General features: G+C 54.4%; 19 protein-coding genes, 1 tRNA gene and 1 riboswitch. Of the genes, 6 read left to right on the plus strand and 14 right to left on the minus strand.

Annotated elements, in window-relative coordinates; genetic code table 11:
- Nucleotides 1–25: 25 nt before the first annotated feature.
- Genes O6944_02320 through O6944_02330 form a run of 3 tightly spaced genes read right to left on the minus strand, consistent with a single transcriptional unit; the run spans nucleotide 26 to nucleotide 2,910 of the window.
- The gene (locus O6944_02320; GenBank protein ID MCZ6717974.1) at nucleotides 26–1,027 is read right to left on the minus strand and encodes a PLP-dependent cysteine synthase family protein; all 1,002 of its coding nucleotides are present in this window, start codon (nucleotides 1,025–1,027) and stop codon (nucleotides 26–28) included.
- A 12-nt stretch (nucleotides 1,028–1,039) separates the two neighbouring features.
- The gene (moeB, locus tag O6944_02325) at nucleotides 1,040–2,494 is read right to left on the minus strand and encodes a molybdopterin-synthase adenylyltransferase MoeB (protein ID MCZ6717975.1); all 1,455 of its coding nucleotides are present in this window, start codon (nucleotides 2,492–2,494) and stop codon (nucleotides 1,040–1,042) included.
- On the minus strand, nucleotides 2,482–2,910 hold the full coding sequence (locus O6944_02330; protein ID MCZ6717976.1) for a M67 family metallopeptidase: 429 nt from the start codon (nucleotides 2,908–2,910) through the stop codon (nucleotides 2,482–2,484). Before O6944_02330 ends, moeB begins: the two co-directional genes overlap by 13 nt.
- Before the next feature lie 133 nt (nucleotides 2,911–3,043).
- Between O6944_02330 and mutH the strand changes: the two genes are divergently transcribed.
- Together mutH and dusA are read left to right on the plus strand one after the other, a co-directional pair.
- Complete coding sequence (mutH, locus tag O6944_02335; protein MCZ6717977.1) at nucleotides 3,044–3,730, plus strand: DNA mismatch repair endonuclease MutH; 687 nt, start codon at nucleotides 3,044–3,046, stop codon at nucleotides 3,728–3,730.
- A gap of 75 nt (nucleotides 3,731–3,805) precedes the next feature.
- Nucleotides 3,806–4,927, plus strand: a complete 1,122-nt coding sequence (dusA, locus tag O6944_02340; GenBank protein ID MCZ6717978.1) for a tRNA dihydrouridine(20/20a) synthase DusA — start codon at nucleotides 3,806–3,808, stop codon at nucleotides 4,925–4,927.
- Nucleotides 4,928–5,087: 160 nt separating this feature from the next.
- Here the strand turns inward: dusA and thiC are convergent, their stop codons facing one another.
- Nucleotides 5,088–6,968: a phosphomethylpyrimidine synthase ThiC gene (gene thiC / locus O6944_02345; GenBank protein ID MCZ6717979.1), complete on the minus strand. Its 1,881-nt coding sequence runs from the start codon at nucleotides 6,966–6,968 to the stop codon at nucleotides 5,088–5,090.
- Nucleotides 6,969–7,008: 40 nt separating this feature from the next.
- Nucleotides 7,009–7,101, minus strand: a riboswitch (TPP riboswitch).
- Between the two features lie 64 nt (nucleotides 7,102–7,165).
- Between thiC and O6944_02350 the strand changes: the two genes are divergently transcribed.
- The 4 genes from O6944_02350 (at nucleotide 7,166) to O6944_02365 (ending at nucleotide 10,168) form a co-directional block, all read left to right on the plus strand.
- Complete coding sequence (locus tag O6944_02350; GenBank protein MCZ6717980.1) at nucleotides 7,166–7,819, plus strand: protein-L-isoaspartate O-methyltransferase; 654 nt, start codon at nucleotides 7,166–7,168, stop codon at nucleotides 7,817–7,819.
- An 11-nt stretch (nucleotides 7,820–7,830) separates the two neighbouring features.
- Nucleotides 7,831–8,151: a rhodanese-like domain-containing protein gene (locus O6944_02355; protein ID MCZ6717981.1), complete on the plus strand. Its 321-nt coding sequence runs from the start codon at nucleotides 7,831–7,833 to the stop codon at nucleotides 8,149–8,151.
- 63 nt (nucleotides 8,152–8,214) lie between these two features.
- Entirely contained in the window at nucleotides 8,215–9,534 is a 1,320-nt protein-coding gene (locus tag O6944_02360) for a TolC family outer membrane protein (protein ID MCZ6717982.1), read from the plus strand.
- A 16-nt stretch (nucleotides 9,535–9,550) separates the two neighbouring features.
- The gene (locus tag O6944_02365; GenBank protein MCZ6717983.1) at nucleotides 9,551–10,168 is read left to right on the plus strand and encodes an isochorismatase family protein; all 618 of its coding nucleotides are present in this window, start codon (nucleotides 9,551–9,553) and stop codon (nucleotides 10,166–10,168) included.
- A gap of 95 nt (nucleotides 10,169–10,263) precedes the next feature.
- Here O6944_02365 and glmS read toward each other — a convergent pair whose 3' ends face one another.
- The 10 genes from glmS to O6944_02415 all read right to left on the minus strand — a co-directional run.
- Complete coding sequence (gene glmS, locus O6944_02370) at nucleotides 10,264–12,096, minus strand: glutamine--fructose-6-phosphate transaminase (isomerizing) (protein ID MCZ6717984.1); 1,833 nt, start codon at nucleotides 12,094–12,096, stop codon at nucleotides 10,264–10,266.
- Nucleotides 12,097–12,307: 211 nt separating this feature from the next.
- Nucleotides 12,308–12,384: transfer RNA gene (locus tag O6944_02375), tRNA-Pro, on the minus strand.
- A gap of 126 nt (nucleotides 12,385–12,510) precedes the next feature.
- A complete protein-coding gene (locus O6944_02380; protein ID MCZ6717985.1) occupies nucleotides 12,511–12,867 on the minus strand; it encodes a MerR family transcriptional regulator in 357 nt (118 codons plus the stop codon).
- A complete protein-coding gene (gene ihfA, locus O6944_02385; protein MCZ6717986.1) occupies nucleotides 12,845–13,147 on the minus strand; it encodes an integration host factor subunit alpha in 303 nt (100 codons plus the stop codon). Before ihfA ends, O6944_02380 begins: the two co-directional genes overlap by 23 nt.
- Nucleotide 13,148: 1 nt before the next feature.
- Nucleotides 13,149–15,527 (minus strand): phenylalanine--tRNA ligase subunit beta, encoded by a 2,379-nt coding sequence (gene pheT / locus O6944_02390; GenBank protein ID MCZ6717987.1) that lies wholly within the window; start codon nucleotides 15,525–15,527, stop codon nucleotides 13,149–13,151.
- Between the two features lie 64 nt (nucleotides 15,528–15,591).
- The gene (gene pheS / locus O6944_02395) at nucleotides 15,592–16,611 is read right to left on the minus strand and encodes a phenylalanine--tRNA ligase subunit alpha (GenBank protein MCZ6717988.1); all 1,020 of its coding nucleotides are present in this window, start codon (nucleotides 16,609–16,611) and stop codon (nucleotides 15,592–15,594) included.
- An 84-nt stretch (nucleotides 16,612–16,695) separates the two neighbouring features.
- A complete protein-coding gene (gene rplT / locus O6944_02400; GenBank protein ID MCZ6717989.1) occupies nucleotides 16,696–17,055 on the minus strand; it encodes a 50S ribosomal protein L20 in 360 nt (119 codons plus the stop codon).
- Between the two features lie 17 nt (nucleotides 17,056–17,072).
- Nucleotides 17,073–17,270, minus strand: a complete 198-nt coding sequence (rpmI, locus tag O6944_02405; GenBank protein ID MCZ6717990.1) for a 50S ribosomal protein L35 — start codon at nucleotides 17,268–17,270, stop codon at nucleotides 17,073–17,075.
- Between the two features lie 79 nt (nucleotides 17,271–17,349).
- Nucleotides 17,350–17,865 (minus strand): translation initiation factor IF-3, encoded by a 516-nt coding sequence (infC, locus tag O6944_02410; GenBank protein MCZ6717991.1) that lies wholly within the window; start codon nucleotides 17,863–17,865, stop codon nucleotides 17,350–17,352.
- A gap of 3 nt (nucleotides 17,866–17,868) precedes the next feature.
- On the minus strand, nucleotides 17,869–18,402 hold a 534-nt coding region (locus O6944_02415), incomplete at its 5' end, for a threonine--tRNA ligase (protein ID MCZ6717992.1).

Raw genomic sequence — 18,402 nt, forward strand, 5'->3', positions numbered from 1 at the left:
TAACGCATTGGCCATCGGATTATAGTTAAGACGAGTTAGACGTGTCTTGCTGCGCTGCGTCGTGCCACATGCCCGTTGATCCGTAGCGCTCTCCTGTATCATTAAGTAGCGTGACAATTGTACGGTACTTCCCGGTTGCGGCGATTTGCAAGGCGCCGTAAACATAAGCGCCGGAAGACGGTCCAACAAAGAGTCCACGCTGCGTGAGGCGTCTGCATACAGCGATCGCCTGCTCAATGGTGATGGGAATGCGCTGATCAATCAGCGCTTCATCCAAGATTGCAGGGACAATATCATCTGGTTCACCGAGCGGTTTGAGTCCCTCTATCCCTGGGAAGCGCTCGGGGATCACGACGGCAATGTGAACCTCGGGATTCGCTTCGCGCAGGCGTCTCCCAACACCCGTGATCGAGCCACCCGTTCCGACACCCGCGACGAAGGCATCTGGCAGCGAACCGGTTTCTGTTTTCAGCTGTGCGAGGATCTCCCGGCCCGTGCCCTCATAATGGGCCCGCCAATTATCGTCATTGCTGTATTGGTCACAGTACCAGTAGCGATCCGGGAATTCATTCGCAAGTCGATGAGCCTCCAAAAGGGCAAAGTCGTAGCCCTTGATGGGGTCCGTCAGGATCAACTCCGCACCATGGGCTGCAATCCGATCGAGCCGCTCCCTACTCGCATTACCGGGCACCACGATGCTGACTGGGATCCCGAGCGCGGCGCCAAGCATCGCGTAAGAGATCCCGGCGTTTCCCGAAGACGAATCGAGTAGCCTACGACCTCTTTCAAATTTTCCCTCTTGAAGCGCCCGTGTCAGCATCCGCGCCACTGGGCGATCCTTAATGGAACCCCCGGGATTCAACGCCTCAAGCTTCGCGAAGAGACGCACCCCAGGCGCCAGTTCGGCGATGAGATCCAGTTCCAGCAGGGGGGTATTGCCGATGCTCTGGACGAGACCCTCAGCGCCAGTGGTCGTCTCAGAGCGCACCTGAAGCACGGGATGTTCTTTTAGTGCGGGTCCTTTCACGGTCCTGTCAATTCAGGCGGTCGAAGCGGTGCAGAACGCTTCATAGTCCACGTAGCCGGGAAACTCCGCGTGATCGCCGCAGTAGGCGCAGCTTGGATTGCGGATCAGTTTAAGCTCCGAAAAGCGGGCCTGAAGCGCATCGTAATACAGCAACTTACCGATCAGCGGCTCGCCGACTTCCAACAGCAGCTTGATGGTCTCCACCGCCTGCAGCACACCGATCACACCCGGCAGCACCCCCAAGACACCGGCCTCGGCGCAGGAAGGCCCCAATTCCGGCGGAGGTGGCTCAGGATAAACACAGCGATAACATGGCCCACGGTGCTTTGGATAGGCTGGCCAGAAAACAGAGACTTGGCCCTCAAATCGGAATACTGCCCCGTGGACATTGGGGATACCGAGCCGAACACTGGCATCGTTGACCAGATAGCGGGTTGCAAAATTGTCCGACCCGTCCACCACGACGTCGTAGCCGCGAAAGACCGCCTCCACGTTAGTGGAGTCCAGCCGAACGTCATGCTCGTTGATCTTGACGTGGGGGTTCAACGCCTGCAGGGTTGCCCGTGCCGAGGTAACCTTAGGGGTACCGACTCTGTCGTCGGTATGCAGGATCTGCCGCTGTAGATTACTGAGCTCGACCAGATCGTGATCAATGATGCCCAACGTGCCGACCCCTGCCGCTGCCAGATAGAATGCAGCGGGCGAGCCAAGTCCGCCGACCCCAACCAATAAAACCTTAGAGTTCAATAGCCTGAGTTGGCCCGCTTCACCCACTTCGGGCATTAAGAGGTGTCTGCTATAGCGCTCACGGGCATCACTGTCGAGTATCTGCGGGACCTCGAAAGGCAGCCCGTCATTCTTCCAACGGTTGAACCCACCGGTAATGGAACGTACATCAGTGTAGCCCAGGCGCTTCAGATCCTCGGCCGCGAAAAGCGAACGTGTGCCCCCGTTACACATCACCACGACGGTCTGGCCTAGATCGGGCGCCACTTCTTCGATCCTCAACTCAAGATAGCTTCGCCCAAGGGAATGCGCGCCGGCTGGACGACCTTCCGTAATCTCATCGGGCTCGCGCACATCAATTAGCACCGCACCATTTTGCTTCAGTTTCAGCGCCTCACGAGGCGTTACTTGGGGAATGGTGGCCCTGAGCTCCATGAGTTTGCGATCCTTGGCCCGCACGCCGGCCCCACCGGCCACGGCCGGCACAATAGACAAAACGTCACCATCGGACACCGCAGTATCTAATCCGTCAACCGAATTGATATCATCGGTGCCAAGATACACATTGACGAAGCTCCGCAATTGGCCTTCCGGTGTCATCACTCGCTCGGTAATGCCGCTATGGACGGCACCCAAGGCCTTAAGCGCCTCACCGACTGTCGCTCCCTTTACCACGACTTCATCCAGATCGTTTGCAAAGGTCCGTAACGGCATTGGAATGCGAATGGTTACGTCTGGCATATCGCTATTTTCTCCTCAACAAATTGTCTTGCGCCATTTAGCCTCCAAGAACGCGTATCGACCACCTTCTCGCGGGTCACTGACAAGATCACGTAAGACCAACCCTCCCAGGCGGCCATGCGGTCGGTTTCCGAAGGCTGCGCGGGATGGTCCGGGTGGGAATGCCAGATCCCGACAATATCAAGGCCCAGGCGCGCCGCCTCACGATCAGCCGCCAGCATATCGTCGGGCGCCAGTTCATAACGGTCATTGGCCCGCTCCGTGTTCAAGTTACGAGCTGCCATGACGTCGCAGACGTCGACCGCGCTGTTGCGTGCTTTCCCGGCAATGACGCCACAGGTTTCATTCGGATAGTCAGCCATCACCATCGATTCGAGGCGCTCCAGTAGGTCCTTAGATATCCGTAGGCTGACCATAGCTCAATACTATACTAAACTACTAGGTTATTGAATCCCCACGGATACCAATGGATGACAGGCCGGGCCCAGGGCTTGGCATTGTCGCACAAGCATGGAACAACACAAACTGACCTAGTACCTTTACAGGGCTGTGCCGGATCTGACGCTTAGAACCCCACGCACTGAGGGCGAATTGCTTGCCAGAGCGCGATCGATTGCCGGACTGACGCTCGCAGAGGTGGCAAAGCCTTTAGGTCGGCCTGTGCCAAAGACGCTTCGTCGGGCAAAGGGTTGGGTCGGCGAGCTCATTGAAATGTACCTCGGCGCCAGTGCGTCGTCTTTGCCGGAGCCCGATTTTCAAGCGATTGGCGTCGAGTTAAAGACGATCCCGGTAGGTCGGAAGGGTCGCCCTCGGGAATCGACCTACGTGTGTACCGTGCCGCTTACGGGCAATCGAGGGCTTAGGTGGGAAGCCTCGTTAGTGCGGCGCAAGCTTGCACGGGTGCTCTGGGTTCCCATCGAGGCCAACCCAGCCGTCCCGTTGCCTATAAGACGCATCGGCTCGCCAATCTTATGGAGTCCAGACGCAGCAGAAGAATTAGCGCTTCGGACTGACTGGGAAGAACTGATGGATATGGTCCGCATGGGCGAGCTTGAGCAACTGACGCCGCAGCATGGGACCTATCTTCAGATTCGGCCGAAGGCACCCAACGCCCGCGCATTGCGCGCCAGCATCGGAGAGACAGGAATAAGGACGCCGACCCTGCCGCGTGGGTTTTATCTGAGGGCATGCTTTACCAGCAGACTCCTGTCTCGACACTATACACACGCAGGATAGACAATATCAGGCACCAGCTTAGGATTGCAGAGCATACAACACCGATCATACTGACGCCGCTAAAGGATAGACGACGTGCGCCAATTCAAACCGTTTCAGGTTGAGACACACAGCAATTCCCTCCCAACTCGACTCGATCGCCGGTTGTCGGTCGCTCCGATGATGGAGCGGACCGATCGTCACTTCCGCTACTTTCTTCGACTCATGACGCGGCACGTGCTGTTATACACGGAAATGATCACAACCGGGGCGCTGCTGCACGGCAAGTCGGTGCGACTTCTTGCCCACGACGCAAGCGAACACCCGGTAGGCTTGCAGCTTGGCGGTAGCGATCCGGCGGAACTCGCCGAGTGCGCTCGCATGGGCTATGAATCCAAATACGATGAAATCAACCTGAACATTGGCTGTCCCAGCAATCGGGTACAGTCAGGCCGTTTTGGGGCCTGCCTTATGGCCGACCCCGAGTTGGTTGCCAACTGTGTCACGGCGATGACCGAAGCCGTACCCATCCCTATTACGGTGAAAACCCGGCTTGGGATCGACGATCGGGATTCCTATGTGGACTTAAGCCAATTTATTGACTGCATCGCCGCAGTCGGGTGCGAGACGTTCATCCTCCATGCCCGTAAAGCCTGGCTGCATGGCCTTTCCCCAAAGGAAAACCGGAATATTCCACCGCTTCGTTACGACGTAGTCCACAAGATCAAACGGGACTACCCGAATCTGGAGATTATCCTTAATGGCAGCGTCAAGTCCTTGGAACAGGTGACAGATCAGTTAACGGAAGTTGACGGCGTGATGATAGGACGTGCTGCCTACGATAACCCATACCTGCTGGCGAGTGCTGACCAGCGGATCTATAACAATCCTACGGCACCATTAAGTCGATTTGAGGTGCTTGAGCGATTCAGGCCTTATGTAGAGCGCCAACTGGCTGAAGGCGTGGGCTTCAGCGTCGTTACCCGCCCTATTCTGGGGCTGTTTCAGGGCCAACCGGGGGCAAAATTATGGCGGCGCACGCTCAGTGAGCATGGCCATCGGGGCGGGGCAAATATTAAGGTCTTGGAGCTAGCAGCCGCGCAGATCACGGCGCCATCGAACCATGATGTTGCGCGCCATGCAGGACCTAACAAGGCTAGACAACAAACCCTATCATCGGGCGCCTCACGCCTGCCCTACCAGACCAACGGACTATGAGCACCAAGCGTGCAGACTTAACTCCAATCTAAGAGGGAACCCACGGCCAGCAAAAAAATATCGGAGCCTACCTCAACTCCCGTAATTTCTGATAAAAAAGCCCGAGCTCGTTCGTCAAACTCGGGCTGTGGCATATCAAACGCGTTCTTGGTAATCGACGTTAAATCTTGCGGTATATTTCCTTGCCATGGCGCTTGAATTCATCCGCCTTCTCCATCATACCAGCCTCAATCGCCACGTTGACGTCACCAATCCCTTTTTCCCTGGCATAGTCACGCACATCTTGCGTAATCTTCATTGAGCAAAAATGCGGTCCACACATAGAACAAAAATGCGCAACCTTATGTGATTCCTTGGGTAACGTTTCATCGTGGAATTCACACGCACGCTGAGGATCCAGTCCGAGATTGAACTGATCTTCCCAGCGGAATTCGAATCGTGCTTTCGAAAGCGCATTATCGCGCACCTGCGCCACAGGATGACCCTTCGCTAGGTCGGCAACATGCGCTGCGATTTTGTAAGCAATGATGCCTTCCTTCACATCATCCTTGTTGGGCAGGCCCAGATGTTCCTTAGGTGTGACATAACATAGCATGGCAGTCCCATACCAGCCGATCAGGGCAGCACCAATCGCAGAGGTAATATGGTCATAACCGGGTGCAATGTCCGTTGCCAGTGGTCCGAGGGTGTAGAATGGGGCCTCATTACACTCTTCAAGTTCCCTCTCCACATTCTCCTTGATGAGTTGCATTGGAATGTGACCGGGGCCTTCGATTATAACCTGCACGTCGTGTTTCCATGCGACTTTGGTCAATTCCCCTAAAGTTCTCAACTCGGCAAATTGTGCTTCGTCATTGGCGTCGGCAATAGAGCCCGGACGTAATCCATCGCCTAATGAGAAAGAGACGTCGTAGACCTTCATGATCTCGCAAATCTCTTCGAAGTTTGTGTACAGAAAATTTTCCTGATGGTGCGCCAAGCACCATTTAGCCAGGATGGCACCACCACGGGAGACTATGCCGGTGACACGATTCGCCGTGAGTGGAATGTATGGCAAGCGCACGCCTGCGTGAATAGTAAAGTAATCAACGCCCTGTTCTGCCTGCTCAATAAGCGTATCTCGGAAGATCTCCCAAGTGAGTTCTTCAGCTTTGCCACCCGCTTTTTCCAACGCCTGATAGATTGGTACCGTACCAATCGGGACAGGTGAATTACGGATAATCCATTCGCGTGTCTCGTAAATGTCCCGTCCCGTCGAAAGATCCATCACTGTATCCGCACCCCAGTGAGTAGCCCAGACCATTTTTTCAACCTCCTCTGCAATGGAGGACGTTACGGCAGAATTCCCAATGTTGGCATTGACCTTTACTAAGAAGTTGCGTCCAATGATCATTGGTTCAAGTTCAGGGTGGTTAATGTTAGCTGGAATGATGGCACGACCCCTGGCCACTTCAGAACGAATAAATTCAGGCGTGATTTTTTTACCGATATCTGCCCCAAAACTGTTCCCCCGATGATGCATTCGTAATCGCGCATCTTTGATCTCCTCGGTCTGCACGTTTTCACGGATCGCGATATACTCCATCTCCGGCGTAACTATTCCCTTCTTCGCATAATGCATTTGCGTCACATTCATTCCAGCCTTCGCGCGTCGTGGTCTATAGATGTGTTCGAAATGCAGATGAGTAGGTTCGGGATCGGACGCACATCTGCGACCATACTCTGACGTGAAATCACGAAGCACGTCTGTATCACCACGCTCGTCGATCACGGTGACACGTATCCTTGGCAGACCCTTTCGCACATCGATAGTTGCTTCGGGATCGGTGTACGGGCCGGATGTGTCATACACGGTTAACGGTGGGTTCTTCTCCACTCCATAACTTGCTGGTGTATCCGACAGTGTGATTTCCCGCATGGGTACACGAATATCTGAACGGCTACCTTGGACATAGATTTTCCGTGAGCTTGGGAATGGTCGCACAGCTTGGTCGTTGACCTTGGCAGTCTTACTATGAAAAGATTTTGGAATTGCGCTCATCGGTTATCTCCTGTATCGGTGGAGACGAGCGCCAGCATGGGGAGAAAAGTGCTCACTTCCCTACGCCGGTACTAACCGGATCAGGTTCAAAGGGTCGGTCTCAGCCCGTACGCGGGCACCCCTAGCTACACTCGTATGTTATATAATACCAGCCTGCCACGTGAACGCTAGTATTTCTTCCGGAGTCCGAGTTTCAAATGAATTTTGAACAAGCACGTTTCAACATGATCGAGCAGCAAATTAGGCCATGGAACGTGCTCGATCAGGGAGTTTTAGATCTTATTGGAGAGATGCACAGGGAAGACTTCGTTCCGGAGAACTATCGTACACTCGCATTCGCGGATCTCAGAATACCCCTTGGGAACGGAGAGGTCACAATGACTCCAAAGGTGGAAGCGAGATTATTGCAGGCATTAACAATCGATCCTGGCGAAAAAATCCTCGAGATTGGAACAGGCAGCGCTTATCTGACATCACTGCTGACAAGATTAGGTGGGCATGTTTACAGCGTTGACATTTACGCAGATTTCACGGCGGCGGCTGCACCCAAACTCAAGCGATGTGGAATAAGTAACGTTACGTTGGAAACTGGCGACGCCCTCCATGGCTGGCAGAAAGCAGCACCTTATGATGTCATTGTTGTCACCGGATCCGTTCCAGTATTGAACACTGATTTTCAGGAACAACTGAATATTGGCGGCCGCGTGTTTGTCATCGTAGGTCATTCGCCTGTTATGGAAGCGATACTCATCACCCGCGTTGGGGAACGCGAATGGTCTAAAGAGAGTCTTTTTGAGACCGATCTACCGCCTCTGGTCGGAGCGGTGAAGCCACAGCAATTCAAGCTCTAAGGTAGACAACCATGCAATCGATCACCCCGATTGAACTCCAAACGTATCTCGACGATCACGACCGCGAATTTCTGATGATAGACGTACGTGAACCTTGGGAATACGAGCTGTGTCGCATAGAAGGATCCCATCACATACCTATGGCCCAAATTCCTGCCAGCAAAGACAAGCTGGAGTTGAATGTTGAAACGATCGTGATCTGCCACCATGGCGTGCGGAGTTTCCAGGTGGCCAATGATTTAGAACAATCCGGGTTTAGCCGGGTCTGCAATCTAGAAGGCGGTATTGATGCCTGGGCGCGCGAACTCGATCCAGACATGCCGCAGTACTAAAATCAAGCTGGGGAGCGGCGGCACCCAGCGCTGCCAAAAAAAGAGAGGCCCCAAAGAGATAGCATGCACCGAATTATTGCTGCAATTTTGCTCCTAGGCCTTGCCATGTCTCCGGAACCCGAGCTGTTCGCTGCAAATCTGCTCGAAGTCTACAATCTTGCTTACGAGAGCGATCCTGAGTTGAAACGCATTCAGGCCGACCGACGGGCCACGCTCGAGGCCGTGCCGCAAGCACGTGCCCAGCTTTTGCCTGCACTCAACTTCAACGCGAATGTTAGCCAACACAATCAAGATATCAAAACCGAGCAGCTTGCAGGCACCTCCGGTGAGGTTGATTTTAACCGACACGGCTACTCACTCGATCTCACCCAGCCGATTTTCCGCTTCGATCGCTTTATCCAACTGAAACAGGCTAATAGCCAGGTCAAACAGGCTGACGCAGAAGTAGCCGCCGCACTACAAGACCTGATCGTGCGAAGCGCCGAGCGCTACTACAATGTGCTGGCCGCTCAAGATAACATCGAATTTGTCCGCGCGGAGAAACGATCGCTTCAGCGCCAGCTTGAGCAGGCCAGCCAACGTTTCGAGGTAGGGCTCATCGCGATCACTGATGTGAAGGAGGCCGAGGCGGGCTACAATCGGGCTGTCGCAAGAGAGATTGAAGCGGAAAATCTCCTCAATAATGCGCGCGAGCAGTTGCGGGAGATAACCGGTGAATACCTCACCGAGCTCACGCCGCTGAGCGCAGACTTGCCTCTGCTGGAGCCGGCCCCCCCCAATATCGATGAATGGACGCAGACGGCCCTTGAGCAGAACCTAAAAGTCACCGCTGCCCGCTATGCAGTTGACATAGCTCGAGAAGAGATCAGTCGCCAATCCGCGGGACATCTGCCGACGCTCGATCTGGTCGCAAACCAAAGTTTCCTATCAGCCGGCGGACGGTTTGCGTCGGACACCACCAATGCATCTGTGGGAGTAGAACTCAATGTGCCGATATTTCAAGGAGGCGAAGTCAACTCACTTACGCGCGAGGCGCGCGCGCAGTATCAAGCGAGTTTGGATCGATTGGAACGTGAACGTCGCGCGGCGCAGCGGGCGACCCGGGAAGCGTACCTTGGTGTGATCGCGAATATCAGCAGCGTGAAGGCGCTGAAACTCACGGTCGAATCACAGGAGATCGCCCTGCAGGCCACGAACGCGGGATTCGAGGTGGGTACGCGCACAGGGGTAGACGTCGTTGCGTCGGAACGAGCACTGCTTGAATCGCGGCGCGATCATGCACGGGCCCGATATGATTACATCCTCCAAGCGCTGCGGATGAAACAGGCGGCCGGCACACTCTCACCTGACGACGTTGAACAGTTCAATCACTACCTGCATTGATACAGCATCTTAGGCGATGACGATTCGGAAAAGCCACGTTGGCATGAAGGCTACCAACACCACCCCAAACTCAAGACCTTCGCTGCTGTGCCAGGCTGATGCCAGTCAGCTGGTCGCCATTGACATACAAACTCGTCTTTCTGCGGCCATGCCGAATAAGGTGCTCACTCGCTTGAAGCGCAATATCGGCATCCTGACGCAAGCTGCCGACCTCCTGTCGATCCCGGTGCTGGTAACGGAGCAATATCCTAAAGGATTAGGGCCAGTAGAACCCGACATTGCAAAGCACTTACCCAAGGGAACTTCTCGGTTCGAAAAGACCCGCTTCTCATGCTACGGTGTCGAAGGGTTCAAGCAATCGGTGGTAGAGAGCCAGCGAAATCAAGCCATCCTAACGGGGATGGAAGCGCACGTCTGTGTATTGCAAACCGCGATGGAGTTGCAAACATCCTATATACAAGTCTTTGTCGCTGCAGACGCCGTCTGTTCCCGCAAACGTGAGGACTACGAAAATGCCTTGGCGCGCATGCAACAGGCCGGCGTTATCATCACTAACACCGAGTCGGTGGTCTTTGAATGGCTGAGGGATGCACACCATGAGCATTTCAAAGCGATTAGTACACTGGTGCGTTGAACCTTCCTGTCAGCGGTGGGATTGAAAAGCGTCGTATTCAAACTATAAAACAAGCGTTCTGGGCTACCGGAAACTGGCGCCCTTTTTTTATATGGCTATTCCACTGTCACCGACTTGGCGAGGTTGCGTGGCTGGTCAATGTCCGCCCCCTTCAGCACTGCCACATGATATGCAAATAGCTGAAGGGGCACGGTGTAGATCACAGGCGCGATCGGATCCTCTATGGGGGCCACGTTAAGGACCTGGACCCCGGCTGAGTTCTTTACTCCGGCCGCAGGATCCGCAAATACGTAGAGCTTGCCGCCACGGGCCCGCACCTCCTGGTGGTTGGTTTTCTGTTTCTCCAGCAATCCATCGTTTGGCGCAATAGCAACGACCGGCATGTCATCGTCAACCAGCGCCAACGGCCCATGTTTGAGTTCACCAGCTGGATAGGCCTCGGCGTGGATGTAAGAGATTTCCTTCAGTTTAAGCGCACCTTCCATTGCCACGGGATACAGGCTTCCCCGTCCTAGATATAAGGCATGATGCTTATTTGCGAACTGTTCGGCTAAGGTCTCAATCTGGTCGTTCAGCTCAAGGACAGCATTGAGCTTGCCCGGCAGACTCTCCAGTTGCGCAACCAGCGCGTGCTCATCTTCCACTGTCAGACCGCTACGTCTGGCAAGCACGATTACGAGCAGCATGAGTGCCACAAGTTGAGTTGTAAAGGATTTGGTGGAAGCCACACCGATCTCAGGTCCCGCACGAGTCATTAAAACGAGTTCGGATTCGCGCGTAAGCGAGCTTTCTGGCACATTGCAGATCGCAAGCGAATGGGCATAACCGCGCTGCTTGGCCTCATGCTGGGCCGCCAATGTATCGGCCGTCTCCCCGGACTGGGAGATGCTAACAAACAGCGTGTCCGGAAGGACCACCGGTCGACGATAGCGAAATTCGCTTGCGACCTCCACAGTACAAGGCAGACCCGCGATCGCCTCCATCCAGTATCGGGCGATGAGCCCAGCATGGTAACTCGTCCCGCACGCAACAATATGGACCGAGTGGATCTTATCCAACACGCTGGCCGCATTTGCGCCGAAAGCCTCCTCGAGTACGCGCCCCTCGGCAATTCGACCGTCTAATGTTTCGGCTACGGCGCGCGGCTGTGCGAAGATTTCCTTAAGCATGTAATGTCGGTAACCAGACTTGTCCGCGGCTTCTGCCGTCAATTCAGACACCTTGATCGGCCGGTGAACTTGTTTTCGACACGCATCGTAAATAGTGATCGTCTTTCGTCCAATGTCGGCGACATCGCCATCCTCAAGAAAGATGAATCGTTGCGTCACAGGCAACAGCGCGAAGACATCTGAGGCGATGAAGTGCTCGCCAATACCGACCCCGATGACTAAGGGGCTTCCGCGACGGGCAGCAATCAGTCGGTTGGGCTCTGACGTTGCAATGACGCCGAGCGCATACGCGCCGTCCAGCTCTTGCACTGTATCCATAACAGCCCCAAGCAAGTCTTGTCCGCGCTTCATATGATGGTGGACTTGGTTGACGACCACTTCTGTATCGGTCTCGGAGGTAAACTCATAGCCAGCATCCCCCTGGCGCGTCCGCAATTCTTCATGGTTTTCAATGATTCCGTTGTGGACGAGGGCTACCTCGCCCCGGCATACGTGAGGGTGCGCGTTGCTGGGACTGGGTTTCCCATGCGTTGCCCAGCGAGTATGGGCGATACCTGTGAGGCCGTAGAGTGCCTCACGTGCGAGGGCATCCTCCAGTTTCTTGACCTTACCCGTAACACGGATACGCTGAAGGCGATTCTTATTCCCAAGCACGGCGACCCCGGCTGAATCATAGCCCCGGTACTCAAGACGCTTCAGTCCCTCAAGCAATATCGGGGTAACATCGCGTTGTGCCACTGCACCAACAATTCCGCACATGCTTTAGTAAGCCTCCTCCTAAGCGCCAATGTCATTCATATGAAAAGCAGTCAAGGCAAGAGAATTTGACAATTGCTTTGCCGTTAAACGGGGACAGCGGAAGCTGCCGATAGAGGCAGTCCAGGGACCGACTGCATCAACCCCGACCACCAAGGTGGTCGGAGAACTGTACCCAAGGCGATCGGCTAATGGTCTCTGCACGGCATCAGAATGGTCGGGGCGAGAGGATTTGAACCTCCGACCACCGCAACCCCATTGCGGTGCGCTACCAGGCTGCGCTACGCCCCGGTTCGATAATAGACCTAAATAGGCCCTTCGGGAGAAAGGGTACTGCATGATGAAGCGCCGTTGGGCTTCATTTAAGATTCATAAAGGGGCACATCGACAACATCACTGTTGATCGAAGGACGTATGCTAGCGTCTTAGGATATCGAGAACCCCTTCCAGTTCGACGCGCAATTGACGAATGATTTGTTGGCTCTGATTGGAATCTTCCTTGGCCTCGGATCCGGAGAGGCGCTGGCGAGCACCCCCGATGGTAAATCCCTGTTCGTATAGCAGGCTGCGAATCTGCCGGATTAATATGACGTCATGTCGCTGGTAGTAGCGGCGGTTCCCGCGCCGCTTAAGAGGCTTTAGCTGTGGAAACTCCTGTTCCCAATAACGCAACACATGCGGTTTGACTGCACATAACTCGCCAACCTCACCGATGGTAAAATACCGCTTTCCAGGAATTACTGGTAAATAACTATCGTTCGATGCTTCCAGCATAGGCCTCTACCCTTGCTTTTAGTTTCTGCCCTGGACGAAATGTCACTACCCGTCGCGCACTGATTGGGATTTCTTCTCCGGTCTTCGGGTTGCGCCCAGGTCGTTCGTTCTTATCGCGCAAGTCGAAATTGCCAAAACCCGAAAGCTTTACCTGTCGCCCTGCCTCAAGAGCAGCCCGGATCGCCTCGAAAAACATTTCGACGATTTCCTTAGCTTCCCGCTTATTCAGGCCTAATTCTTCGTATAGCTTTTCGGCCATGTTTTCCTTGGTCAACGCCATATCACTCCCTCAGCGTGATACCAAACTTTTTCTTGAGCCCCCTCACGATGCCTTCCACGATGGCATCCACCTCCCCATCTATAAGAGTGCTAGAAGATCCCTGAAAGGTCAAGCCCAAAGCGAGACTTTTCTTCCCTGGATCAATGCCTTCCCCCTCATATACGTCAAATAACTGTAGGTGTTTTAGCACATCAGTGGCGCTTTTGGCAACAAAGTCGAGCACATCGGTGGCCGGGACGGCCTTATCGACCACCAGAGCAATGTCCCGGCGTATCGACGGGTACTTGGAGGGCTGGATGAAGCGAGGGAGGCGTTCTTGCATAACCTCACAGAGCTGCAGCTCGTAAACCAACACCGTCTGGCTAATCTCGAGATCGCGGGCAATCGCGGGGTGCAGGCTGCCCATCAACCCGACCCGCCGCCCTTGGCGGAAGATGCCGGCAGCCTGGCCCGGATGCAGCGCAGGGTGGTCAAGCGGGCGAAAATCGACCTCACCCGGGTCACTTGCCAGCCGCAAGAGCGCCTCCACATCGCCCTTCAAATCATAAAAGTCAGCGGGGCGAGCTGGGATCCCCCATTGCTCTGCATAGGCTGCCCCAGTAATTACGCCTGCCAGCATGTTCTCTTGTTCGAGTTCTACACCTTGTCTAAACACCAGTCCGCACTCGAATAGCCGCACACGGACCTGCTGGCGTTTTTGATTGTACATCAACGCTTGAACAAGGCCCGGCCAGAGGCTAGTACGCATAACCGACATGTCTGACGCGATCGGATTGGCGAGCGGGATGGCATGATCATTTAGCGCGAGTAAGGCTTGTAATTTTGGGTCAACAAAACTATAGGTAATCGCTTCGTGATACCCGCGATCGACCAACGTTTGACGAATATTGGACAGCGGTACCTGCGACTCGCGGGATCCTTGGATTTTAAGGCCACCCTGGGGGATGCGGCTGGGGATCATGTCGTAACCCTGGACACGAACCACTTCTTCAATCAGATCTGCTTCGATGGCGACATCGAAACGGAATGACGGGGGTGTAACCTTCCAGGCGCCTTTGCTGTGTTTGAACTCCATGCCCAGTTTTGCCAAGACGTCATTAACTGTTTTATCCGGAATCGATAGGCCAACCAGCCGCTCGAGGCGGGCACTCCGCAAGGTAATGGGCACTCGCTTTGGCAGGTTGTCCTTAAAGCAGCGGTCTACAACGGGGCCGGGTTCTCCACCGCAAATTCCGACGAGCAGGGCCGTCATCCTTTCCACCGCACGTCGCTGCAGTTCGAAATCAACACCGCGCTCAAAGCGGTATGATGAGTCGGTATGTAGCCCAAAACGCCGTGCACGGCCCGCAATCGCCCTTGGTGAGAAGAACGCACTCTCCAGGAAAATGTGCTGAGTAGCCTCTGACACCCCTGAGTCCACCCCACCGATGATCCCGGCCAACGCCAGCACGCGCTGTTCGTCTGCGATCACCAACGTATCGCTCTCCAGGGCAATATCCTGCCCGTCCAGGGATTGGAGCCGCTCATTGCCATTCGAATACCTCACGTGTACCGCACCGTGAAGCTTTTCGAGATCGAAAGCGTGCATGGGTTGCCCCAGCTCTAGCATGACGTAGTTCGTCACGTCGACAACCGCGTTCACGCTACGCAGTCCGCTGCGGCGGAGTCGCTCGCACATCCAAATTGGCGTACAGACAGACAGGTTAACCCCCCGAATCACTCGGCCAACATAGCGGGGACACGCCTCGGGGGCATCGATCTCAATTGACTGGGTATCTTTGATAGCATCCTGCACTGGCTCATACGGCGGTCCATGCACCTCACACCCATTTAGCACGCCCACCTCGCGCGCAATGCCGGCAATGCTGAGACAGTCCCCCCGATTTGGCGTAATCGCCACTTCGATACTGCTGTCTTCAAGCGACAAAAACTCATGCAGGTCTTTCCCAAGAGGGGCGTCAGCCGGCAGTTCCATCAGCCCTTCTCCATCATCGCCCCCAAGCCCGATCTCCGCAGCTGAACACAGCATGCCCTGAGACTCGACGCCACGAATCTCGGCCGCGGTGATTCGCCTGCCCTCAGGTAGAGTGGCACCGACGTCTGCGAATGGCGCTCGCATGCCTACCCGCACGTTCGGCGCCGCGCAAACGACTGTGGAGGTTTTGCCATGACCGATGCTCACCTGACAAACCTTAAGCTCGTCTGCCTCGGCATGCGGGCGCACCTCTGTGACGTCGGCGATCACGATACCACTGAACTCGGCCGCCACGGGCCGAACAGACTCCACCTCCAGACCCGCCATCGTCAGCTGCTCCACCAATGTCTCGGTCGGAACCGGCGGATCAACCCACTCACGTAACCAATGCTCACTAAATTGCATCTACCAAGTACCCGAATCCCCTAACTCACAATTATTGAGAACACGCCCTACCATTCGATCCCGCTCAACCGAACTGCTCGAGAAACCTCAAATCGTTCTCAAAGAACAAACGTATGTCATCGATGCCGTAGCGCAGCATCGAAAGCCGCTCCACACCCATCCCGAAGGCGAATCCCGTAAACACTTCGTTATCGATTCCGACATTATCCAAAACAGTTGGGTGGATCATTCCGCAGCCTAGGACCTCCAACCAGCCGCTCTCCCCACAGACGCGACAACCACGCCCTTCACAAATAACACACTGAATATCGACCTCTGCCGAAGGTTCAGTAAATGGAAAATATGATGGGCGAAACCGCAACTTGAGATCCTCCTCAAAGTAATTTCGCATGAAATCTTCGAGCACTCCCTTCAAATCAGCAAAGCTGACACACCGATCCACCATATAGCCCTCAACCTGATGAAACATTGGAGAGTGAGTGACGTCTGAATCGCGCCGGTAAACTCGGCCTGGCGCAATCACCCGCAATGGAGGACGATGTTCTTTCATGACCCTGATCTGTACAGGTGAGGTGTGTGTACGCAACAGGGTGTGATCATCAAAATAAAAGGTGTCATGCATCGCGCGGGCCGGATGATGCGATGGAATATTGAGAGCCTCGAAGTTGTGATAATCGTCTTCAATTTCTGGACCTTCCACGATTTCAAACCCGATCTTGCTAAACAGGGCTTCGATCCGTTCTAGGGTGAGTGTGATTGGATGCAGGCCGCCCGAACGCTGACCACGTCCAGGCAAAGTGACATCGATACGCCCGCCAACCAGCTTGTCCTCTAGGCGCTCAGACTCAAGCACCAGACGGCGGGTCTCGACGGCCTGCTGTACGGTCCGCTTTGCCTGATTGATCTCTTCCCCCGCCCGTGGGCGTTTCTCTGCTGGGAGTTTATGAAGTTCCTTGAGCCGCAAGGTCAGCAGCCCTTTTTTGCCTAGAAACTTGACGCGTACCTGCTCAAGTGCGGCGAGGTCACGGACGCTGCCCACGGCTTGCTCAGCATCAGCTACAATTTTCTTTAATCCGTCCTGCACTTCATTGGAAAACCAACAAATAAAAACAGGGGATGGACCACAGTCCTTTCCCCTGCCGTAGAACAAGAGATCTATAGAGGAAAATCAACTCGCGAGGCAGGCCTTGACCTTATCTGCCAGCTCGGCAAACGCCCCTTTGTCGAACACGGCGAGGTCAGCCAAGACTTTCCTATCAATCTCTATGGAAGCCTTATGCAATCCATTCATAAACCGGCTGTAGGAAATTCCACATTCACGGGCGGCTGCATTGATACGTATGATCCACAATCCCCTGAATTGGCGCTTTCGCTGCCGGCGGTCCCGATAGGCGTACTGTCCTGCCTTGGTTACTGCCTGCTTGGCAACACGGTAGACGTTTTTCCGGCGCCCCCGATAACCCTTCGCCTGGCTAAGAACCTTTTTGTGCCTCGCATGGGCGGTAACGCTGCGCTTTCCTCTTGCCATCCCAATATTTCCTCACATTATGTGTACGGCAATAGACGGCGTACTGCCTTTTCGTCGTTATCACTCAATGCGATTAAGGGCCGCAATTGGCGTTTCCGCTTGACCTTTTTCTTGGTCAAAATATGATTTTTATGCGACTGGCGATGCCTAAATTTGCCCGATGCCGTGCGCTTAAACCGCTTGGCCGCACCGCGATTCGATTTCATCTTTGGCATCCCTACTACTCCATGTTTAACCGCAGCATTACTAACGGGCCCTGCAAACGCAACTGCAACGTGTCATCTCTTGTCCTGCTCATCTCTTCGGTCCAAGTATCATCACCATCTGCCGACGCTCCATCTTAGAATACTGTTCGACAGCGCCATACTCTGCGAGATCTGCCTCAATCCGTTGTAGCATTTTCGAGCCAAGTTCCTGGTGCGCTAACTCGCGGCCCCTGAAACGCAGTGTTACCTTTACTTTATCTCCATGCGTAAGAAAACGTATCAGATTGCGTAATTTGATCTGATAATCCGCTTCATCTGTCCCCGGCCGGAATTTTACTTCTTTAACCTGTATCTGCTTTTGTTTCTTTTTTGCTGACTGCCGCTTTTTGTTCTCATCAAACAAATACTTCCCATAATCCATGACTCGGCAGACTGGCGGGTCAACATTAGGCACGATCTCCACAAGATCTAGCTCAGCCTCATCGGCTATTTGCAGTGCCTGCTCCAAAGGCACAATGCCAACTTGCTCTCCATCACTGCCGATAACCCGCACTTCCGCGCTCGTTATCTGTTCATTAAGACGAGTCTTCTTTCCCGCAGCGATATTCTAATCCTCCAAAATGCGGCGGCCGCGGCACACGACTTCGGTTTGTAGACGCTCGGCGAAATCGTCCAGGGACATAGCGCCAAGGTCCTCCCCCCCACGCGTACGCACGGCCACGGAATTGGCTTCCATCTCGCGCCCGCCCACAATCAGCAGATACGGGACACGTTGCATTGCGTGCTCGCGGATTTTATGCCCGATGGTCTCATTTCTCAAGTCGGCCGTTACTCTGAACCCCTGTTTTTTCAAGGTGTCTGCCACGGCTTCTGCGTATCTTACTTGTTTCTCTGTAATACTGATCACGACCACCTGTACCGGCGCCAACCACGCCGGAAAGGCACCCGCATAGTGTTCAATCAAGATGCCAATAAAGCGCTCCAGTGAACCCAGTATCGCCCGATGCAGCATCACCGGGACTTGTTTAGAGCCTTCCTCGCCAATATAGTGTGCCCCGAGCCGATCCGGCATCGAAAAATCAACCTGGATAGTCCCTAACTGCCATATGCGACCGATGCAGTCCCTGAGCGAGAAATCGAT

The sequence above is a fragment of the Gammaproteobacteria bacterium genome (assembly GCA_027296625.1).
GTDB lineage: Bacteria > Pseudomonadota > Gammaproteobacteria > JAKEHO01 > JAKEHO01 > JAKEHO01.

Excerpts from the sequence above, each read along its gene's own strand:
- O6944_02355 (MCZ6717981.1), top strand. The coding sequence starts at position 7,831 with ATGCAATCGATCACCCCGATTGAACTCCAAACGTATCTCGACGATCAC.
- moeB (MCZ6717975.1), bottom strand. The coding sequence starts at position 2,494 with ATGCCAGACGTAACCATTCGCATTCCAATGCCGTTACGGACCTTTGCA.
- O6944_02365 (MCZ6717983.1), top strand. The coding sequence starts at position 9,551 with ATGACGATTCGGAAAAGCCACGTTGGCATGAAGGCTACCAACACCACC.
- pheT (MCZ6717987.1), bottom strand. The coding sequence starts at position 15,527 with ATGCAATTTAGTGAGCATTGGTTACGTGAGTGGGTTGATCCGCCGGTT.
- O6944_02350 (MCZ6717980.1), top strand. The coding sequence starts at position 7,166 with ATGAATTTTGAACAAGCACGTTTCAACATGATCGAGCAGCAAATTAGG.
- O6944_02380 (MCZ6717985.1), bottom strand. The coding sequence starts at position 12,867 with ATGCTGGAAGCATCGAACGATAGTTATTTACCAGTAATTCCTGGAAAG.
- glmS (MCZ6717984.1), bottom strand. The coding sequence starts at position 12,096 with ATGTGCGGAATTGTTGGTGCAGTGGCACAACGCGATGTTACCCCGATA.
- ihfA (MCZ6717986.1), bottom strand. The coding sequence starts at position 13,147 with ATGGCGTTGACCAAGGAAAACATGGCCGAAAAGCTATACGAAGAATTA.
- O6944_02360 (MCZ6717982.1), top strand. The coding sequence starts at position 8,215 with ATGCACCGAATTATTGCTGCAATTTTGCTCCTAGGCCTTGCCATGTCT.
- O6944_02330 (MCZ6717976.1), bottom strand. The coding sequence starts at position 2,910 with ATGGTCAGCCTACGGATATCTAAGGACCTACTGGAGCGCCTCGAATCG.
- thiC (MCZ6717979.1), bottom strand. The coding sequence starts at position 6,968 with ATGAGCGCAATTCCAAAATCTTTTCATAGTAAGACTGCCAAGGTCAAC.
- rpmI (MCZ6717990.1), bottom strand. The coding sequence starts at position 17,270 with ATGCCAAAGATGAAATCGAATCGCGGTGCGGCCAAGCGGTTTAAGCGC.
- rplT (MCZ6717989.1), bottom strand. The coding sequence starts at position 17,055 with ATGGCAAGAGGAAAGCGCAGCGTTACCGCCCATGCGAGGCACAAAAAG.